This is a genomic window from Paraburkholderia sp. A1RI_3L (assembly GCF_048957895.1).
Classification (GTDB): Bacteria; Pseudomonadota; Gammaproteobacteria; order Burkholderiales; family Burkholderiaceae; genus Paraburkholderia; species Paraburkholderia kururiensis.
Genome location: NZ_JARCHA010000001.1, coordinates 191,042 through 206,435, shown reverse-complemented (window position 1 = coordinate 206,435; position 15,394 = coordinate 191,042). Strand labels below are relative to the sequence as shown.

27 protein-coding genes are annotated in these 15,394 nt (G+C 60.2%); all 27 read left to right on the top strand.

Annotation, left to right across the window (positions count from 1 at the left end):
* Positions 1-51 precede the first annotated feature (51 nt).
* Positions 52-2,154 carry an elongation factor G gene (gene fusA / locus PXJ20_RS01040; RefSeq protein ID WP_017777152.1) on the top strand — a complete coding sequence of 701 codons (2,103 nt, stop codon included), beginning with the start codon at positions 52-54 and terminating at the stop codon, positions 2,152-2,154.
* 47 nt (positions 2,155-2,201) lie between these two features.
* Positions 2,202-3,392, top strand: a complete 1,191-nt coding sequence (tuf, locus tag PXJ20_RS01035) for an elongation factor Tu (RefSeq protein WP_017777140.1) — start codon at positions 2,202-2,204, stop codon at positions 3,390-3,392.
* Positions 3,393-3,522: 130 nt separating this feature from the next.
* Complete coding sequence (gene rpsJ, locus PXJ20_RS01030; protein WP_017777154.1) at positions 3,523-3,834, top strand: 30S ribosomal protein S10; 312 nt, start codon at positions 3,523-3,525, stop codon at positions 3,832-3,834.
* A gap of 220 nt (positions 3,835-4,054) precedes the next feature.
* Complete coding sequence (rplC, locus tag PXJ20_RS01025; RefSeq protein WP_026121917.1) at positions 4,055-4,714, top strand: 50S ribosomal protein L3; 660 nt, start codon at positions 4,055-4,057, stop codon at positions 4,712-4,714.
* The gene (gene rplD / locus PXJ20_RS01020; protein ID WP_017777156.1) at positions 4,714-5,334 is read left to right on the top strand and encodes a 50S ribosomal protein L4; all 621 of its coding nucleotides are present in this window, start codon (positions 4,714-4,716) and stop codon (positions 5,332-5,334) included. The genes rplC and rplD overlap by 1 nt, the downstream gene beginning before the upstream one ends.
* On the top strand, positions 5,331-5,645 hold the full coding sequence (rplW, locus tag PXJ20_RS01015; protein WP_017777157.1) for a 50S ribosomal protein L23: 315 nt from the start codon (positions 5,331-5,333) through the stop codon (positions 5,643-5,645). The genes rplD and rplW overlap by 4 nt, the downstream gene beginning before the upstream one ends.
* 2 nt (positions 5,646-5,647) lie before the next feature.
* Positions 5,648-6,475: a 50S ribosomal protein L2 gene (gene rplB, locus PXJ20_RS01010; protein ID WP_017777158.1), complete on the top strand. Its 828-nt coding sequence runs from the start codon at positions 5,648-5,650 to the stop codon at positions 6,473-6,475.
* Positions 6,476-6,484: 9 nt separating this feature from the next.
* On the top strand, positions 6,485-6,760 hold the full coding sequence (gene rpsS, locus PXJ20_RS01005) for a 30S ribosomal protein S19 (RefSeq protein WP_004199273.1): 276 nt from the start codon (positions 6,485-6,487) through the stop codon (positions 6,758-6,760).
* A 12-nt stretch (positions 6,761-6,772) separates the two neighbouring features.
* Entirely contained in the window at positions 6,773-7,102 is a 330-nt protein-coding gene (rplV, locus tag PXJ20_RS01000) for a 50S ribosomal protein L22 (RefSeq protein WP_004199272.1), read from the top strand.
* A gap of 11 nt (positions 7,103-7,113) precedes the next feature.
* Positions 7,114-7,914 (top strand): 30S ribosomal protein S3, encoded by an 801-nt coding sequence (gene rpsC, locus PXJ20_RS00995; RefSeq protein ID WP_421029968.1) that lies wholly within the window; start codon positions 7,114-7,116, stop codon positions 7,912-7,914.
* 2 nt (positions 7,915-7,916) lie between these two features.
* Positions 7,917-8,333 carry a 50S ribosomal protein L16 gene (gene rplP, locus PXJ20_RS00990; RefSeq protein WP_017777160.1) on the top strand — a complete coding sequence of 139 codons (417 nt, stop codon included), beginning with the start codon at positions 7,917-7,919 and terminating at the stop codon, positions 8,331-8,333.
* 10 nt (positions 8,334-8,343) lie between these two features.
* Positions 8,344-8,538 carry a 50S ribosomal protein L29 gene (gene rpmC / locus PXJ20_RS00985; protein ID WP_017777161.1) on the top strand — a complete coding sequence of 65 codons (195 nt, stop codon included), beginning with the start codon at positions 8,344-8,346 and terminating at the stop codon, positions 8,536-8,538.
* A complete protein-coding gene (rpsQ, locus tag PXJ20_RS00980) occupies positions 8,535-8,807 on the top strand; it encodes a 30S ribosomal protein S17 (RefSeq protein ID WP_009888377.1) in 273 nt (90 codons plus the stop codon). The genes rpmC and rpsQ overlap by 4 nt, the downstream gene beginning before the upstream one ends.
* A gap of 308 nt (positions 8,808-9,115) precedes the next feature.
* Entirely contained in the window at positions 9,116-9,484 is a 369-nt protein-coding gene (gene rplN, locus PXJ20_RS00975; RefSeq protein WP_004197951.1) for a 50S ribosomal protein L14, read from the top strand.
* 9 nt (positions 9,485-9,493) lie between these two features.
* Positions 9,494-9,802, top strand: a complete 309-nt coding sequence (rplX, locus tag PXJ20_RS00970) for a 50S ribosomal protein L24 (RefSeq protein ID WP_017777163.1) — start codon at positions 9,494-9,496, stop codon at positions 9,800-9,802.
* A 16-nt stretch (positions 9,803-9,818) separates the two neighbouring features.
* Positions 9,819-10,358, top strand: coding sequence for a 50S ribosomal protein L5 (gene rplE, locus PXJ20_RS00965; protein WP_017777164.1), 540 nt, complete (start codon positions 9,819-9,821; stop codon positions 10,356-10,358).
* Positions 10,359-10,365: 7 nt separating this feature from the next.
* Complete coding sequence (gene rpsN, locus PXJ20_RS00960) at positions 10,366-10,671, top strand: 30S ribosomal protein S14 (protein WP_017777165.1); 306 nt, start codon at positions 10,366-10,368, stop codon at positions 10,669-10,671.
* A gap of 14 nt (positions 10,672-10,685) precedes the next feature.
* The gene (rpsH, locus tag PXJ20_RS00955; protein ID WP_017777166.1) at positions 10,686-11,081 is read left to right on the top strand and encodes a 30S ribosomal protein S8; all 396 of its coding nucleotides are present in this window, start codon (positions 10,686-10,688) and stop codon (positions 11,079-11,081) included.
* 18 nt (positions 11,082-11,099) lie between these two features.
* Positions 11,100-11,630: a 50S ribosomal protein L6 gene (rplF, locus tag PXJ20_RS00950; RefSeq protein ID WP_017777167.1), complete on the top strand. Its 531-nt coding sequence runs from the start codon at positions 11,100-11,102 to the stop codon at positions 11,628-11,630.
* A gap of 12 nt (positions 11,631-11,642) precedes the next feature.
* Complete coding sequence (rplR, locus tag PXJ20_RS00945; RefSeq protein ID WP_017777168.1) at positions 11,643-12,008, top strand: 50S ribosomal protein L18; 366 nt, start codon at positions 11,643-11,645, stop codon at positions 12,006-12,008.
* 14 nt (positions 12,009-12,022) lie between these two features.
* On the top strand, positions 12,023-12,541 hold the full coding sequence (rpsE, locus tag PXJ20_RS00940; protein WP_004197945.1) for a 30S ribosomal protein S5: 519 nt from the start codon (positions 12,023-12,025) through the stop codon (positions 12,539-12,541).
* Positions 12,542-12,551: 10 nt separating this feature from the next.
* Entirely contained in the window at positions 12,552-12,734 is a 183-nt protein-coding gene (gene rpmD, locus PXJ20_RS00935) for a 50S ribosomal protein L30 (RefSeq protein ID WP_004202755.1), read from the top strand.
* Between the two features lie 30 nt (positions 12,735-12,764).
* The gene (rplO, locus tag PXJ20_RS00930; protein WP_017777169.1) at positions 12,765-13,199 is read left to right on the top strand and encodes a 50S ribosomal protein L15; all 435 of its coding nucleotides are present in this window, start codon (positions 12,765-12,767) and stop codon (positions 13,197-13,199) included.
* A 47-nt stretch (positions 13,200-13,246) separates the two neighbouring features.
* Entirely contained in the window at positions 13,247-14,593 is a 1,347-nt protein-coding gene (gene secY / locus PXJ20_RS00925; protein ID WP_017777170.1) for a preprotein translocase subunit SecY, read from the top strand.
* Positions 14,594-14,600: 7 nt separating this feature from the next.
* A complete protein-coding gene (gene infA / locus PXJ20_RS00920; RefSeq protein ID WP_004521905.1) occupies positions 14,601-14,819 on the top strand; it encodes a translation initiation factor IF-1 in 219 nt (72 codons plus the stop codon).
* A 20-nt stretch (positions 14,820-14,839) separates the two neighbouring features.
* Complete coding sequence (rpmJ, locus tag PXJ20_RS00915) at positions 14,840-14,956, top strand: 50S ribosomal protein L36 (protein ID WP_026121918.1); 117 nt, start codon at positions 14,840-14,842, stop codon at positions 14,954-14,956.
* A 47-nt stretch (positions 14,957-15,003) separates the two neighbouring features.
* The gene (gene rpsM / locus PXJ20_RS00910) at positions 15,004-15,369 is read left to right on the top strand and encodes a 30S ribosomal protein S13 (RefSeq protein WP_017777172.1); all 366 of its coding nucleotides are present in this window, start codon (positions 15,004-15,006) and stop codon (positions 15,367-15,369) included.
* The last annotated feature ends 25 nt before the right edge of the window (positions 15,370-15,394 follow it).

The following is a 15,394-nucleotide window of genomic DNA, read 5'->3' as shown; positions in this document are numbered from 1 at the left end:
CTATATATCCGCAGATGGATTCCCGGTTTGCCAACCCCATAGAGGAACAAAGTGGCTCGCAAGACTCCCATCGAGCGCTACCGCAATATCGGTATTAGCGCTCACATCGACGCCGGCAAAACGACGACGACCGAGCGCATCCTGTTTTACACCGGCGTGAACCACAAGATCGGTGAAGTGCACGACGGCGCTGCAACCATGGACTGGATGGAGCAGGAACAGGAGCGGGGCATCACGATTACGTCCGCTGCTACGACTGCCTTCTGGAAGGGCATGGGCAACAACTATCCGGAACACCGGATCAACATCATCGACACCCCGGGCCACGTCGACTTCACGATCGAAGTGGAGCGTTCGATGCGCGTGCTCGACGGCGCGTGCATGGTTTACTGTGCCGTGGGCGGCGTGCAGCCGCAGTCGGAAACGGTGTGGCGCCAGGCGAACAAGTACAAGGTGCCCCGTCTCGCGTTCGTCAACAAGATGGACCGTACCGGCGCGAACTTCTTCAAGGTCTACGACCAGCTGAAGACCCGCCTGAAGGCGAACCCGGTTCCCGTCGTGGTGCCGATCGGCTCGGAAGAAAACTTCAAGGGCGTCGTCGACCTCCTGAAGATGAAGGCGATCATTTGGGACGAAGCGTCGCAAGGCACGAAGTTCGATTACGTCGACGTCCCGGCTGAACTCGTCGATACGTGCAACGAGTGGCGCGAGAAGATGATCGAATCCGCCGCCGAAGCCAGCGAAGAGCTGATGGAAAAGTACCTCGGCGGCGAAGAGCTGAGCGAAGCGGAAATCGTCAAGGCGCTGCGTGATCGCACGATCGCCTGTGAAATCCAGCCGATGCTGTGCGGCACCGCGTTCAAGAACAAGGGCGTGCAGCGCATGCTCGACGCTGTGATCGACTTCCTGCCGTCGCCGGTCGACATTCCGCCGGTGAAGGGCGAACTCGAAAGCGGCGAAACGGCGGAGCGCAAGGCGTCGGACGACGAGAAGTTCTCGGCGCTCGCGTTCAAGATCATGACGGATCCGTTCGTCGGCCAGCTGATCTTCTTCCGCGTCTACTCGGGTGTGGTGAATTCGGGCGACACGGTGCTGAACTCGACCAAGGACAAGAAGGAACGCCTTGGCCGTATTCTGCAGATGCACGCCAACCAGCGCGAAGAAATCAAGGAAGTGCGCGCGGGCGACATCGCCGCGGCTGTGGGCCTGAAGGAAGCGACCACTGGCGACACGCTGTGCGATCCCGCCCACCCGATCGTGCTCGAGCGCATGGTGTTCCCGGAGCCGGTGATCTCGCAGGCCGTCGAGCCGAAGACGAAGGCCGACCAGGAAAAGATGGGTCTCGCGCTGAACCGTCTCGCGCAGGAAGATCCTTCGTTCCGCGTGCAAACGGACGAGGAATCGGGCCAGACGATCATCTCGGGCATGGGCGAGCTGCACCTCGAAATTCTCGTCGACCGCATGAAGCGCGAATTCGGCGTGGAAGCGACTGTCGGCAAGCCGCAGGTGGCGTACCGCGAAACGATCCGTAGCACGGCGAAGGACGTGGAAGGCAAGTTCGTCAAGCAGTCGGGCGGTCGCGGCCAGTACGGTCACGCCGTCATCACGCTGGAGCCGAACGAGCAGGGCAAGGGCTACGAGTTCCTCGACGAGATCAAGGGTGGCGTGATTCCGCGTGAATTCATTCCTGCTGTCGACAAGGGTATCGTCGAAACGCTGAAGAACGGCGTGCTGGCTGGCTTCCCGGTCGTGGACGTGAAGGTTCACCTGACGTTCGGTTCGTACCACGACGTGGACTCGAACGAAAACGCGTTCCGCATGGCTGGCTCCATGGCGTTCAAGGAAGCGATGCGCCGCGCAACGCCGGTGCTGCTCGAGCCGATGATGGCTGTCGAAGTCGAGACGCCGGAAGACTACATGGGCAACGTGATGGGCGACCTGTCGGGCCGCCGCGGCATCGTGCAGGGCATGGAAGACATGGTGGGCGGCGGCAAGATCGTGCGCGCCGAAGTTCCGCTGTCGGAAATGTTCGGCTACTCCACGTCGCTGCGTTCGCTCACGCAAGGTCGCGCAACGTACACGATGGAATTCAAGCACTACGCAGAAGCCCCGCGTAACGTGGCCGACGCGATCATCAACGCGAAGGCGAAGTAATCGTCGGCGTCCTGTCACCGATTCACTTTTTTTGAAAGAAGAGAAACATGGCTAAAGGTAAATTTGAGCGGACCAAGCCGCACGTGAACGTGGGCACGATCGGTCACGTTGACCACGGCAAGACCACGCTGACGGCGGCGATTGCGACGGTTCTGTCGGCGAAGTTCGGCGGTGAGGCGAAGAAGTACGACGAGATCGACGCGGCGCCGGAAGAAAAGGCCCGCGGCATCACGATCAACACGGCGCACATCGAGTACGAAACGGCCAACCGCCACTACGCACACGTTGACTGCCCGGGTCACGCGGACTACGTGAAGAACATGATCACGGGTGCAGCGCAGATGGACGGCGCGATCCTGGTGTGCTCGGCCGCGGACGGTCCGATGCCGCAGACGCGCGAGCACATCCTGCTGGCGCGCCAGGTGGGCGTGCCGTACATCATCGTGTTCCTGAACAAGTGCGACATGGTGGACGACGCCGAGCTGCTCGAGCTGGTGGAAATGGAAGTGCGCGAGCTGCTGTCGAAGTACGACTTCCCGGGCGACGACACGCCGATCATCAAGGGTTCGGCCAAGCTGGCGCTGGAAGGCGACAAGGGCGAGCTGGGTGAAGTGGCGATCATGAACCTGGCCGACGCGCTGGACACGTACATCCCGACGCCGGAGCGCGCAGTGGATGGTGCGTTCCTGATGCCGGTGGAAGACGTGTTCTCGATCTCGGGCCGCGGTACGGTGGTGACGGGTCGCGTCGAGCGTGGCGTGGTCAAGGTTGGCGAGGAAATCGAGATTGTCGGTATCAAGCCGACGGTGAAGACGACCTGCACGGGCGTGGAAATGTTCCGCAAGCTGCTGGACCAGGGCCAGGCGGGCGACAACGTCGGTATCCTGCTGCGCGGCACGAAGCGTGAGGAAGTGGAGCGTGGCCAGGTGCTGGCCAAGCCGGGTTCGATCACGCCGCACACGCACTTCACGGCTGAGGTGTACGTGCTGAGCAAGGACGAAGGCGGCCGTCACACGCCGTTCTTCAACAACTACCGTCCGCAGTTCTACTTCCGTACGACGGACGTGACGGGCTCGATCGAGCTGCCGAAGGACAAGGAAATGGTGATGCCGGGCGACAACGTGTCGATCACGGTGAAGCTGATTGCGCCGATCGCGATGGAAGAAGGCCTGCGCTTCGCCATCCGTGAAGGTGGCCGTACCGTCGGCGCCGGTGTCGTCGCCAAGATCATCGAGTAAAATCGCTGGTTTGCAGTAACAGCAGTAAGTGCCCGGGGCCGGGCACCTGCCTCCCCGGCAGGCGTCCGGTCCTACGTTCTTTCTTAATCCGGCGGTGCAATATCGCCTCGCTCTTTTTCAAGGAATCGTCATGCAAAACCAGAAAATCCGCATCCGCCTGAAGGCTTTCGACTACCGCCTGATCGACCAGTCGGCCGCCGAGATTGTCGACACGGCCAAGCGGACTGGTGCAATCGTCCGCGGCCCGGTGCCGCTGCCGACGCGTATCCAGCGTTTCGACATCCTGCGTTCGCCGCACGTCAACAAGACGTCGCGCGACCAGCTCGAGATCCGTACTCACCTGCGTCTGATGGACATCGTCGACCCGACGGACAAGACTGTCGACGCGCTGATGAAGCTCGATCTGCCGGCAGGCGTGGACGTCGAAATCAAGCTGCAGTAAGGGTTTCAGGCGCTGCCGCTCACACGGGCGGCGCTAAGTCATTGATTGCTTGCGAAAAACGAAAGGCCTCGCTATAATGCTAGGCTTTTCGCGCATTTGCGCAAAAAGCCAGTGTTTTGCTGTGGGCCTGAAGGCGCTGAAAGCGTCCGTCAAGTCCCGGTAATCAGCTGGCACTTTGTAAATTAGCCCCGACCAATCGCAGTCGGGAATGGAGAAAACGATGAGCCTTGGACTCGTAGGTCGCAAGGTTGGCATGACCCGTATCTTCACGGCTGAAGGGGATTCGATTCCCGTCACCGTGCTGGACGTGTCCGACAACCGCGTGACGCAGATCAAGACTGTTGAAACCGACGGCTACACGGCTGTTCAGGTTGCGTTCGGTACGCGCCGTGCATCGCGCGTGACGAAGCCGCTCGCAGGTCATCTCGCCAAAGCCGGTGTTCAGGCCGGTGAAATCCTCAAGGAATTCCGCATTGATGCCACCAAGGCTGCCGAGCTGTCCGCCGGCGCTGTGGTTGGCACCGATCTGTTCGAAGTGGGCCAGAAGGTCGACGTGCAGGGCGTGTCGATCGGTAAGGGCTACGCCGGTACCATCAAGCGTTACAACTTCAGTTCGGGCCGTGCATCGCACGGTAACTCGCGCTCGCACAACGTGCCGGGCTCGATCGGTATGGCGCAGGATCCGGGTCGCGTGTTCCCGGGCAAGCGCATGACTGGTCACATGGGTGACGAGACCGTAACGGTCCAGAACCTCGAGATCGCTCGCATCGACGCAGACCGCAAGCTGCTGCTCGTGAAGGGTGCCGTTCCGGGTGCGAAGGGCGGCAAGGTTTTCGTGACGCCGGCCGTGAAAGCGCGTGCCGAGAAAGGAGCGAAATAATGGAACTTAAGCTCCTGAATGCCAATGGTCAGGAAGGCGCCGCGGTCAACGCGTCGGACGTCGTGTTCGGTCGTGACTACAACGAAGCCCTGATCCACCAGATCGTCATTGCGTACCAGGCGAACGCGCGCAGCGGTAACCGCGCCCAGAAGGATCGCACGGACGTCAAGCACACCACCAAGAAGCCGTGGCGTCAGAAGGGTACGGGCCGCGCTCGTGCCGGTATGTCGTCGAGCCCGCTGTGGCGCGGCGGTGGTCGCATCTTCCCGAACTCGCCGGAAGAAAACTTCTCGCACAAGGTCAACAAGAAGATGCACCGCGCAGGTCTGTGCTCCATCTTCTCGCAGCTGGCCCGCGAAGGCCGCATCTCGGTGGTCGAGGACCTCACGCTCGAAGCGCCGAAGACGAAGCTGCTGGCCGAAAAGTTCAAGGCTATGGGTCTCGAGTCCGTGCTCGTCATTACTGACACGGTCGACGAAAACCTGTACCTCGCGTCGCGCAACCTCGCCCACGTGGCGGTTGTCGAGCCGCGTTACGCCGACCCGCTGTCGCTGATCTACTTCAAGAAAGTGCTGATCACGAAGGCTGCGGTCGCCCAGATCGAGGAGTTGCTGTCATGAGCGAGATTCGCAAGAACGATCATCGTTTGATGCAGGTTCTGCTCGCGCCGGTGATCTCCGAAAAGGCGACGCTGGTTGCCGACAAGAACGAACAGGTTGTGTTCGAAGTTGCGCCGGACGCGAACAAGCAGGAAATCAAGGCTGCTGTCGAGCTGCTGTTCAAGGTGGAAGTCAAATCCGTCAACGTGCTGGTCACGAAGGGCAAGAGCAAGCGCTTTGGCCGTTTCGTGGGTCGCCGCAAGGACGTGAAGAAGGCCTACGTCTGCCTGAAGCCCGGCCAGGAAATCAACTTTGAAGCGGAGGCCAAGTAATCATGGCACTCGTTAAAGTTAAGCCGACCTCGCCGGGCCGCCGCGCGATGGTCAAGGTGGTCAACAAGGAACTGCACAAGGGCAAGCCGTTCGCACCGCTCGTCTCGAAGCAGAGCTCGACCGCCGGCCGTAATAACAACGGCCACATCACGACGCGCCACAAGGGTGGTGGTCACAAGCAGCACTATCGTGTGATCGACTTCCGTCGTACGAAGGATGGCATTCCGGCGAAGGTCGAACGTCTCGAGTACGACCCGAACCGTAGCGCGAACATCGCGCTGGTTCTGTACGCAGACGGCGAGCGTCGCTACATCATCGCGCCGAAGGGTGTGACGGTCGGCCAGCAGATCATGTCGGGTTCGGAAGCGCCGATCCGCGCGGGTAACGCACTGCCGATCCGCAACATCCCGGTCGGTACGACGATTCACTGCATCGAGATGTTCCCCGGCAAGGGCGCGCAAATGGCGCGTTCGGCTGGCGCATCGGCCATGTTGCTGGCTCGCGAAGGCATCTACGCGCAGGTTCGTCTGCGCTCGGGTGAAATCCGCCGCGTGCACGTGGAGTGCCGCGCGACGATCGGTGAAGTGGGCAACGAAGAGCACAGCCTGCGCCAGATCGGTAAGGCCGGCGCAAACCGCTGGCGCGGTATCCGCCCGACGGTGCGTGGCGTTGCAATGAACCCGGTCGATCACCCGCACGGTGGTGGTGAGGGCAAGACGGCTGCAGGCCGCGACCCGGTAAGCCCGTGGGGCACGCCGACGAAGGGTTACCGCACCCGCAGCAACAAGCGCACGACGACGATGATCGTCCAGCGCCGTCACAAGCGTTAAGGAGCAGCAATGGCACGTTCTGTTAAAAAAGGTCCGTTCTGCGACGCCCATTTGCTGAAGAAGGTTGAGGCGGCTGCAGCTTCGCGTGACAAGAAACCGATCAAGACCTGGTCGCGTCGTTCGACGATCCTGCCGGACTTCATCGGCCTGACGATCGCCGTGCACAACGGCCGTCAACACGTTCCGGTGTACATCTCGGAAAACATGGTCGGCCACAAGCTTGGCGAGTTCGCACTGACCCGGACGTTCAAGGGTCACGCGGCCGACAAGAAGGCCAAGAAATAAGGGGCAATCAAGATGGAAGTGAAAGCAATTCATCGCGGTGCCCGCATCTCGGCGCAGAAAACGCGCCTTGTGGCTGACCAGATCCGCGGTTTGCCGGTCGACAAGGCGCTGAACGTTCTGACGTTCTCGCCGAAGAAGGCGGCAGGCATCGTGAAGAAAGTCGTGCTGTCGGCGATCGCGAATGCGGAGCACAACGAGGGCGCCGATATCGACGAGCTCAAGATCAAGAGCATCTACGTCGACAAGGCAGCGTCGCTCAAGCGGTTCACCGCGCGCGCAAAGGGCCGCGGCAACCGCATTGAGAAGCAATCCTGTCACATCACTGTGACGGTCGGGAATTAAGGGGTCACACGATGGGACAGAAAATTCATCCGACTGGCTTCCGTTTGGCCGTCAGCCGCAATTGGGCTTCGCGCTGGTACGCGAACAACAACAATTTCGCGGCGATGTTGAAGGAAGACATCGGTGTTCGTGAATACCTGAAGAAGAAGCTGAAGAACGCTTCGGTGGGCCGCGTGGTCATCGAGCGTCCGGCGAAGAACGCGCGCATCACGATTTACAGCTCGCGTCCTGGCGTCGTCATCGGCAAGAAGGGCGAAGACATCGAACTGCTCAAGTCGGAGCTGCAGAAGCGTATGGGCGTGCCCGTGCACGTCAACATCGAGGAAATCCGCAAGCCGGAAACCGATGCGCAACTGATCGCCGACTCGATCACGCAACAGCTCGAGCGCCGGATCATGTTCCGCCGCGCGATGAAGCGTGCGATGCAAAACGCCATGCGTCTGGGTGCCCAAGGCATCAAGATCATGAGCGCGGGCCGTCTGAACGGTATCGAAATCGCCCGTACCGAGTGGTATCGCGAAGGCCGCGTGCCTCTGCACACGCTGCGTGCGGACATCGACTACGCGACTTCGGAAGCGAAGACGACGTACGGCGTGATCGGCGTCAAGGTGTGGGTCTACAAGGGCGACACGCTCGGCCGCAACGACGCGCCGGTCGTGGAGGAAGTTGCCGAAGAGAAGCGTCCGCGCCGCAACGCACGTCCGGGCGACCGCCGTGGCCGCCGTGATGGCGAAGGTGCCCCGGGTGCACGCCGTGGCGGGCCTCGCCGTGGTGCCGGCAAGCCTGAAGGCGACGGCAAGACTGGAGAATAACGATGCTGCAACCGAAACGCAGGAAGTATCGCAAAGAGCAGAAGGGCCGTAACACCGGTATCGCGACGCGCGGCAACGCCGTTTCGTTCGGTGAGTTTGGCCTGAAGGCTGTCGGTCGCGGCCGTCTGACCGCGCGTCAGATTGAGGCGGCGCGTCGTGCCATGACGCGTCACATCAAGCGCGGTGGCCGCATCTGGATTCGCATTTTCCCGGACAAGCCGATCTCGCAAAAGCCGGCCGAAGTACGTATGGGTAACGGTAAGGGTAACCCGGAGTACTACGTCGCCGAGATCCAGCCGGGCAAGATGCTCTATGAAATGGACGGCGTAACCGAAGAACTGGCACGCGAAGCGTTCCGTCTGGCTGCAGCGAAGCTGCCGCTGAAGACGACCTTCACCGTGCGTCAGCTCGGCGCCTAAGGAGCAAAAGATGAAAGCTTCCGAACTCCGGGAAAAAGACCAGGCCGCGCTCAACAAGGAGCTGTCGGACCTGTTGAAGGCGCAATTCGGTCTGCGCATGCAGCTCGCGACCCAGCAGCTCACGAACACGAGCCAGCTGAAGAAGGTTCGTCGCGACATCGCGCGCGTGCGGACCGTTCTGACCCAGAAGGCGAACCAGAAATGAACGATAGCGTAAAAACCTCGCTCAAGCGGACGCTGGTCGGCAAGGTCGTCAGCAACAAGATGGACAAGACCGTCACAGTGCTCGTCGAGCATCGTGTGAAGCACCCGATCTACGGCAAGTACGTTGTGCGCTCGAAGAAGTACCACGCGCACGACGAAGCGAACACGTACAACGAGGGCGACCTCGTAGAAATCCAGGAAACCCGTCCGGTGTCGAAGACGAAGGCCTGGACCGTGTCGCGCCTTGTCGAAGCGGCCCGCGTCATCTAAGCACGAGCCGGACTAAGCAGTAGAAGTACTTGAAATCGCAGTAGATTTCGCTTGCAAGGCCGAGATTGTTTGTTATAATCTCGGTCTTCCCTCTTTATGGGAGCCCGTCGCGGGCGAAATTGGTGGAGGGAGGCGGCTCGGCGTCAGTCCGTGGCTGTCAGGTTTCACCGGAATGCGATGGCGGGTTTCGTTATGCCGTCGCTGCTGTTCTACCCCAAGCAGCTGAGCAATGCAGTACGGCTGACGGGACCAAGACTGACCGGGTGCGCCATGGTGGTGCAGTCGGATTAAGTTGGGAAAGATAAACCATGATCCAGACCGAATCTCGGCTTGAAGTGGCCGACAACACGGGTGCGCGTGAAGTCATGTGCATCAAGGTGCTCGGCGGCTCGAAGCGTCGTTATGCCAGCATCGGCGACATCATCAAGGTGAGCGTCAAAGAGGCAACGCCGCGTGGGCGCGTGAAGAAAGGCGAAATCTACAACGCCGTGGTGGTTCGCACCGCCAAGGGCGTGCGCCGTCAGGACGGCTCGCTGATCAAGTTCGATGGCAACGCCGCCGTGCTTTTGAATAACAAGCTTGAGCCTATCGGCACCCGCATCTTCGGGCCGGTGACGCGTGAGCTGCGTAGCGAACGGTTCATGAAGATCGTTTCGCTGGCGCCGGAAGTGCTGTAAGGAGTCGCGATGAACAAGATTCGCAAGGGTGACGAAGTCGTCGTCATTACCGGCAAGGACAAGGGCAAGCGCGGCGTCGTGCTGGCTATTGGCGAAGATCGCGTCACCGTCGAGGGCATCAACATCGCGAAGAAGCATGTGAAGCCGAACCCCATGAAGGGTACGACCGGTGGCGTGGAAGCGAAGGCGATGCCGCTGCATATTTCGAACGTCGCGCTGGTGGATGCCAATGGCAAGCCGTCGCGTGTCGGCATCAAGGTCGAAGGGGACAAGAAGGTTCGTTTCCTGAAGACGACCGGTGCTGTCCTGAGCGCCTGACGCTGCGGAGTAAAAAATGGCACGTTTGCAAGAATTCTATAAAGAGAAGGTTGTTCCCGGCCTGATCGAGAAGTTCGGTTACAAGTCGATCATGGAAGTGCCGCGCATCACCAAGATCACCCTGAATATGGGTCTTGGCGAAGCGGTTGCTGACAAGAAAGTGATCGAGAACGCCGTGGGCGACCTGACGAAGATCGCTGGTCAGAAGCCTGTCGTGACGAAGGCCCGTAAGGCAATCGCCGGCTTCAAGATTCGCCAGGGTTATCCGATCGGCGCGATGGTCACGCTGCGTGGCCAGGCGATGTACGAATTTCTCGACCGTTTCGTGACCGTGGCGCTGCCGCGTGTGCGTGACTTCCGTGGCGTGTCCGGCCGTGCATTCGACGGTCGCGGCAACTACAACATCGGTGTGAAAGAGCAGATCATTTTCCCCGAAATCGACTACGACAAGATCGACGCGCTGCGTGGGCTGAACATCAGCATCACGACGACCGCGAAGACCGACGACGAAGCAAAGGCACTGCTCGCCAGCTTCAAGTTCCCGTTCAGAAACTGAGGTTACTGTGGCTAAACTGGCACTGATCGAACGTGAAAAGAAGCGCGCCCGCCTTGCGGCCAAGTACGCACCGAAGCGCGCAGCGCTGAAGGCGATCATCGACGACCAAACGAAGTCGGAAGAAGAGCGCTACGCAGCCCGTCTCGAACTGCAACAACTGCCCCGCAACTCGAACCCGACTCGCAAGCGTAACCGCTGTGCGATCACCGGTCGTCCGCGTGGCACGTTCCGCAAGTTCGGGCTCGCACGTAACAAGATTCGCGAAATCGCATTCCGTGGCGAGATCCCTGGCCTGACCAAGGCGAGCTGGTAATAGGAGAAACATAAATGAGCATGAGTGATCCTATCGCCGATATGCTGACTCGCATCCGCAATGCGCAGATGGTCGAGAAGGTTTCGGTGACGATGCCCTCGTCGAAAGTCAAGGTTGCGATTGCGCAGGTCCTGAAGGACGAAGGCTATATCGAAGATTTCGCGGTGAAGACCGAAGGTGCGAAGTCGGAGCTGAATATCGCGTTGAAGTACTACGCTGGCCGTCCGGTCATCGAGCGCCTCGAGCGCGTTTCGAAGCCCGGTCTGCGCGTGTACCGTGGTCGTAACGATATCCCCCAGGTCATGAACGGCCTCGGCGTGGCGATCGTTTCGACGCCCAAGGGTGTGATGACCGATCGCAAAGCGCGCGCCACTGGCGTGGGCGGCGAAGTCATCTGCTACGTCGCTTAACGCCGAAGGAGAGGAAACATGTCTCGAGTAGGTAAGAGCCCGATCACGCTGCAAGGCGCAGAGGCGACGATCAGCGACGACCGCATTATCGTCAAGGGTCCGTTGGGCACGATCTCGCAAGCTGCGAACAGCTTGGTGAAGGTGGTGAACGACAACGGCACGCTGAAGCTGGAGCCGGCGGACGAAAGCCGCGAAGCAAATGCGATGTCGGGCACGATGCGCGCGCTGATTGCGAACATGGTGCAAGGCGTGACGAAGGGTTTCGAGCGCAAGCTGACGCTGGTTGGCGTCGGTTATCGTGCTCAGGCGCAAGGCGACAAGCTGAACCTGTCGCTGGGTTTCTCGCACCCCGTGGTGCACCAGATGCCGGAAGGCGTCAAGGCTGAGACCCCGTCGCAAACGGAAATCGTGATCAAGGGGATCGACAAGCAGAAAGTCGGCCAGGTGGCTGCGGAAGTCCGCGGTTACCGCCCGCCTGAGCCCTACAAGGGCAAGGGTGTGCGCTACGCCGACGAGGTTGTGATCCTCAAAGAAACGAAGAAGAAGTAAGGGTGCGCAATCATGGATAAGACTCAATCTCGCCTGCGCCGCGCTCGTCAGACGCGTATCAAGATCGCTGAGCTGCAGGTCGCGCGTCTGGCCGTGCATCGCACGAACATGCACATCTATGCGCAAGTGTTTTCGCCCTGCGGCACCAAGGTGCTCGCCAGTGCGTCGACGCTCGAAGCCGAAGTGCGTGCGCAACTCGCCGACCAGTCGGGCAAGGGCGGCAACGTCGCTGCCGCGACCCTGATCGGCAAGCGTATTGCAGAAAAGGCCAAGGCTGCCGGCATCGAATCCGTCGCCTTCGACCGCTCGGGTTTCCGCTACCACGGCCGCGTGAAGGCGCTGGCTGATGCTGCGCGCGAAGCCGGGCTCAAGTTCTAAGGAAGGAATTCGTCATGGCAAAGATGCAAGCGAAAGTTCAGGCTGACGAGCGCGACGACGGCCTTCGTGAAAAGATGATTTCGGTCAACCGCGTGACCAAGGTCGTGAAGGGTGGCCGTATTCTCGGCTTCGCCGCACTGACCGTGGTTGGCGACGGTGACGGCCGCGTCGGTATGGGCAAGGGCAAGGCGAAGGAAGTGCCGGTCGCTGTCCAGAAGGCAATGGAGCAGGCTCGTCGCAACATGTTCAAGGTGCCGCTGAAGAACGGCACGTTGCAGCACGAAGTGCACGGTAAGCACGGCGCGTCGACGGTTCTCCTCGCTCCGGCGAAGGACGGTACGGGTGTGATCGCGGGCGGCCCGATGCGCGCCGTGTTCGACGTGATGGGCGTGCAGAACGTCGTGGCGAAGAGCCACGGTTCGACGAACCCGTACAACCTCGTTCGCGCGACGCTCGACGGCCTGCGCAAGCAGTCCACGCCGGCTGACATCGCGGCCAAGCGTGGTAAGTCCGTCGAAGAAATTCTGGGCTAAGGTAGGCACCATGTCTGAAAAAACTGTCAAGGTCCAGCTCGTCAAGAGCCTGATCGGTACCCGCGAATCGCACCGCGCCACCGTGCGCGGCCTCGGCCTGCGCCGCCTCAACTCGGTTTCCGAGCTGCAGGACACGCCGGCTGTGCGTGGCATGATCAACAAGGTCTCGTACCTCGTTAAGGTCATCGGCTAAGTGGCTGACCAGGGACTCAAGGAGTTGATTATGGAATTGAATAACCTGAAGCCGGCAGCGGGCTCGAAGCACGCCAAGCGTCGCGTGGGCCGCGGTATCGGCTCCGGTCTCGGCAAGACCGCTGGTCGTGGTCACAAGGGTCAGAAGTCGCGTTCGGGCGGCTTCCACAAGGTGGGCTTCGAAGGCGGTCAGATGCCGCTGCAACGTCGTCTGCCGAAGCGCGGTTTTACCTCGCTGACGAAGGAATTCGTCGGTGAAGTGCGCCTGGCTGATCTCGAAAAGCTGCCGGTCGACGAAATCGATTTGTTGGCGCTCAAGCAGGCTGGCCTCGTTGGCGAGCTGACGAAGAGCGTGAAGATCATCGCGACGGGCGAGCTGAAGCGCAAGGTCGTTGTGAAGGGTCTGGGTGCGACGAAGAATGCGCGCGCCGCAATCGAAGCGGCTGGCGGTTCTTTTGCCGAGTAACGTGCAGGTTCGCCTGCCGTCACTAGCATTTGCATCGGAGAAGCTACTTGGCTAACAGCCCGAGTTTCGCAAAAACCGGTCGGAGCGCGCCGAAGTTTGGCGATCTGCGTCGGCGAGCAGTCTTCCTGCTGCTGGCGCTGGTCGTCTATCGGATCGGTGCGCACATTCCGGTGCCGGGCATCGACCCGGATCAGCTGGCGAAGCTGTTCCAGAGCCAGTCTGGCGGCATCCTTGGCATGTTCAACATGTTCTCGGGTGGCGCGCTGTCGCGCTTCACGATTTTCGCCTTGGGGATCATGCCGTACATCTCCTCGTCGATCATCATGCAGCTGCTCGCGATTGTTTCGCCGCAGCTCGAGGCGTTGAAGAAGGAAGGGCAGGCCGGTCAACGCAAGATCACGCAGTACACGCGAATCTTCACTGTAGTTTTGGCGACCTTCCAGGCGTTCGGTATTGCGGTAGCACTGGAAAACCAGCCGGGCCTCGTGATCGATCCGGGTATGGTGTTTCGCCTGACGACGGTCGTTACGCTCGTGACCGGTACGATGTTCCTGATGTGGCTGGGTGAGCAGATCACGGAACGCGGCCTCGGCAACGGCATTTCGATCATCATCTTCGGCGGAATCGCAGCGGGCTTCCCGAACGCGATCGGCGGTCTCGTGTCGCTCGTGCAAACGGGTTCGATGGGGCCGGTGTCGGCGATCTTCATCGTGGCGCTTATTGCCGCTGTGACGTATCTGGTGGTGTTCATCGAACGCGGCCAGCGCAAGATTCTCGTGAATTATGCGAAGCGCCAGGTGGGCAACAAGATTTACGGTGGCCAGTCGTCGCATCTGCCGCTGAAGCTGAATATGTCGGGCGTGATTCCGCCGATCTTCGCGTCGTCGATCATCCTGTTCCCGGCAACGATCCTGAACTGGTTCAGCTCCGGGTCGCGCAACAGTTGGTTTGCCGACACGCTGCACAACGTTGCCGAAGCACTGAAGCCGGGCCAACCCGTCTATGTGCTGTTGTACGCGTTGGCAATCGTGTTTTTCTGCTTCTTCTACACCGCGTTGGTGTTCAACAGCAGGGAAACCGCGGACAACCTGAAGAAGAGCGGCGCATTCGTACCGGGCATCCGCCCGGGCGATCAGACGGCACGCTATATCGACCGTATCCTGACGCGTCTGACGCTGGCTGGTGCGATCTATATCGTGTTCGTGTGCCTGCTGCCGGAGTTTCTGGTGCTGCGCTGGAACGTGCCGTTTTATTTTGGCGGAACGTCGCTGCTGATCATCGTCGTCGTCACGATGGACTTCATGGCGCAAGTGCAGTCGTACGTGATGTCGCAACAATATGAATCGCTGCTCAAGAAGGCCAACTTCAAGGGCGGCGGCGTCCCGATGCGTTGAAAGGACTATGGCCAAAGACGATGTAATCCAGATGCAAGGTGAGGTCATCGAAAACCTCCCGAACGCGACCTTCCGGGTGAAGCTGGAAAACGGCCATGTCGTGCTGGGACATATTTCCGGAAAGATGCGGATGCACTACATCCGTATTCTGCCTGGCGACAAGGTGACGGTTGAACTGACGCCTTACGATCTATCGCGTGCGCGGATCGTATTCCGGGCGAAGTGATTTGAAAAAAGGGTAATATCATGAAAGTGATGGCATCGGTTAAGCGGATGTGCCGCAATTGCAAGATCATCAAGCGCAACGGCGTCGTGCGCGTGATTTGCAGCTCGGATCCGCGCCACAAGCAGCGTCAAGGCTGATTGAGACAGGCGCACTTTTGCCTGCGCTTTTTGTTTGAGGAAAAACAATGGCTCGTATCGCAGGGGTTAACATCCCGAACCACCAGCACACCGAAATCGGTCTGACCGCGATCTATGGCGTCGGCCGCACGCGTTCGCGCAATATCTGCGCCGCAGCTGGTGTCCCGTTCAACAAGAAGGTCAAAGATCTGACCGACGCAGACCTCGAAAAGCTGCGTGAGGAAGTCGGCAAGTTTGTCGTCGAAGGCGATCTTCGCCGTGAAGTGACGATGAACATCAAGCGCCTGATGGACCTCGGCTGCTATCGCGGCGTACGCCATCGCAAGGGCCTGCCCCTGCGCGGCCAGCGCACGCGCACGAACGCCCGCACCCGCAAGGGCCCGCGTCGTGCAGCTCAGGCGCTGAAGAAGTAAGCGGAACTGACAGTTACAGGGAAAC

Bases quoted from the DNA above. Each gene is read 5' to 3' on its own strand.
- rplF (WP_017777167.1), top strand. From the start codon at position 11,100: ATGTCTCGAGTAGGTAAGAGCCCGATCACGCTGCAAGGCGCAGAGGCG.
- infA (WP_004521905.1), top strand. From the start codon at position 14,601: ATGGCCAAAGACGATGTAATCCAGATGCAAGGTGAGGTCATCGAAAAC.
- rplV (WP_004199272.1), top strand. From the start codon at position 6,773: ATGGAAGTGAAAGCAATTCATCGCGGTGCCCGCATCTCGGCGCAGAAA.
- rpsC (WP_421029968.1), top strand. From the start codon at position 7,114: ATGGGACAGAAAATTCATCCGACTGGCTTCCGTTTGGCCGTCAGCCGC.
- rpsQ (WP_009888377.1), top strand. From the start codon at position 8,535: ATGAACGATAGCGTAAAAACCTCGCTCAAGCGGACGCTGGTCGGCAAG.
- rplD (WP_017777156.1), top strand. From the start codon at position 4,714: ATGGAACTTAAGCTCCTGAATGCCAATGGTCAGGAAGGCGCCGCGGTC.
- rplE (WP_017777164.1), top strand. From the start codon at position 9,819: ATGGCACGTTTGCAAGAATTCTATAAAGAGAAGGTTGTTCCCGGCCTG.
- rpmD (WP_004202755.1), top strand. From the start codon at position 12,552: ATGTCTGAAAAAACTGTCAAGGTCCAGCTCGTCAAGAGCCTGATCGGT.
- rplW (WP_017777157.1), top strand. From the start codon at position 5,331: ATGAGCGAGATTCGCAAGAACGATCATCGTTTGATGCAGGTTCTGCTC.
- rpsE (WP_004197945.1), top strand. From the start codon at position 12,023: ATGGCAAAGATGCAAGCGAAAGTTCAGGCTGACGAGCGCGACGACGGC.
- rplX (WP_017777163.1), top strand. From the start codon at position 9,494: ATGAACAAGATTCGCAAGGGTGACGAAGTCGTCGTCATTACCGGCAAG.
- rplB (WP_017777158.1), top strand. From the start codon at position 5,648: ATGGCACTCGTTAAAGTTAAGCCGACCTCGCCGGGCCGCCGCGCGATG.
- rplN (WP_004197951.1), top strand. From the start codon at position 9,116: ATGATCCAGACCGAATCTCGGCTTGAAGTGGCCGACAACACGGGTGCG.
- rpsM (WP_017777172.1), top strand. From the start codon at position 15,004: ATGGCTCGTATCGCAGGGGTTAACATCCCGAACCACCAGCACACCGAA.
- rpsS (WP_004199273.1), top strand. From the start codon at position 6,485: ATGGCACGTTCTGTTAAAAAAGGTCCGTTCTGCGACGCCCATTTGCTG.
- rplO (WP_017777169.1), top strand. From the start codon at position 12,765: ATGGAATTGAATAACCTGAAGCCGGCAGCGGGCTCGAAGCACGCCAAG.
- rplP (WP_017777160.1), top strand. From the start codon at position 7,917: ATGCTGCAACCGAAACGCAGGAAGTATCGCAAAGAGCAGAAGGGCCGT.
- rpsH (WP_017777166.1), top strand. From the start codon at position 10,686: ATGAGCATGAGTGATCCTATCGCCGATATGCTGACTCGCATCCGCAAT.
- rplR (WP_017777168.1), top strand. From the start codon at position 11,643: ATGGATAAGACTCAATCTCGCCTGCGCCGCGCTCGTCAGACGCGTATC.
- rpmJ (WP_026121918.1), top strand. From the start codon at position 14,840: ATGAAAGTGATGGCATCGGTTAAGCGGATGTGCCGCAATTGCAAGATC.
- rplC (WP_026121917.1), top strand. From the start codon at position 4,055: ATGAGCCTTGGACTCGTAGGTCGCAAGGTTGGCATGACCCGTATCTTC.
- tuf (WP_017777140.1), top strand. From the start codon at position 2,202: ATGGCTAAAGGTAAATTTGAGCGGACCAAGCCGCACGTGAACGTGGGC.
- rpmC (WP_017777161.1), top strand. From the start codon at position 8,344: ATGAAAGCTTCCGAACTCCGGGAAAAAGACCAGGCCGCGCTCAACAAG.
- rpsJ (WP_017777154.1), top strand. From the start codon at position 3,523: ATGCAAAACCAGAAAATCCGCATCCGCCTGAAGGCTTTCGACTACCGC.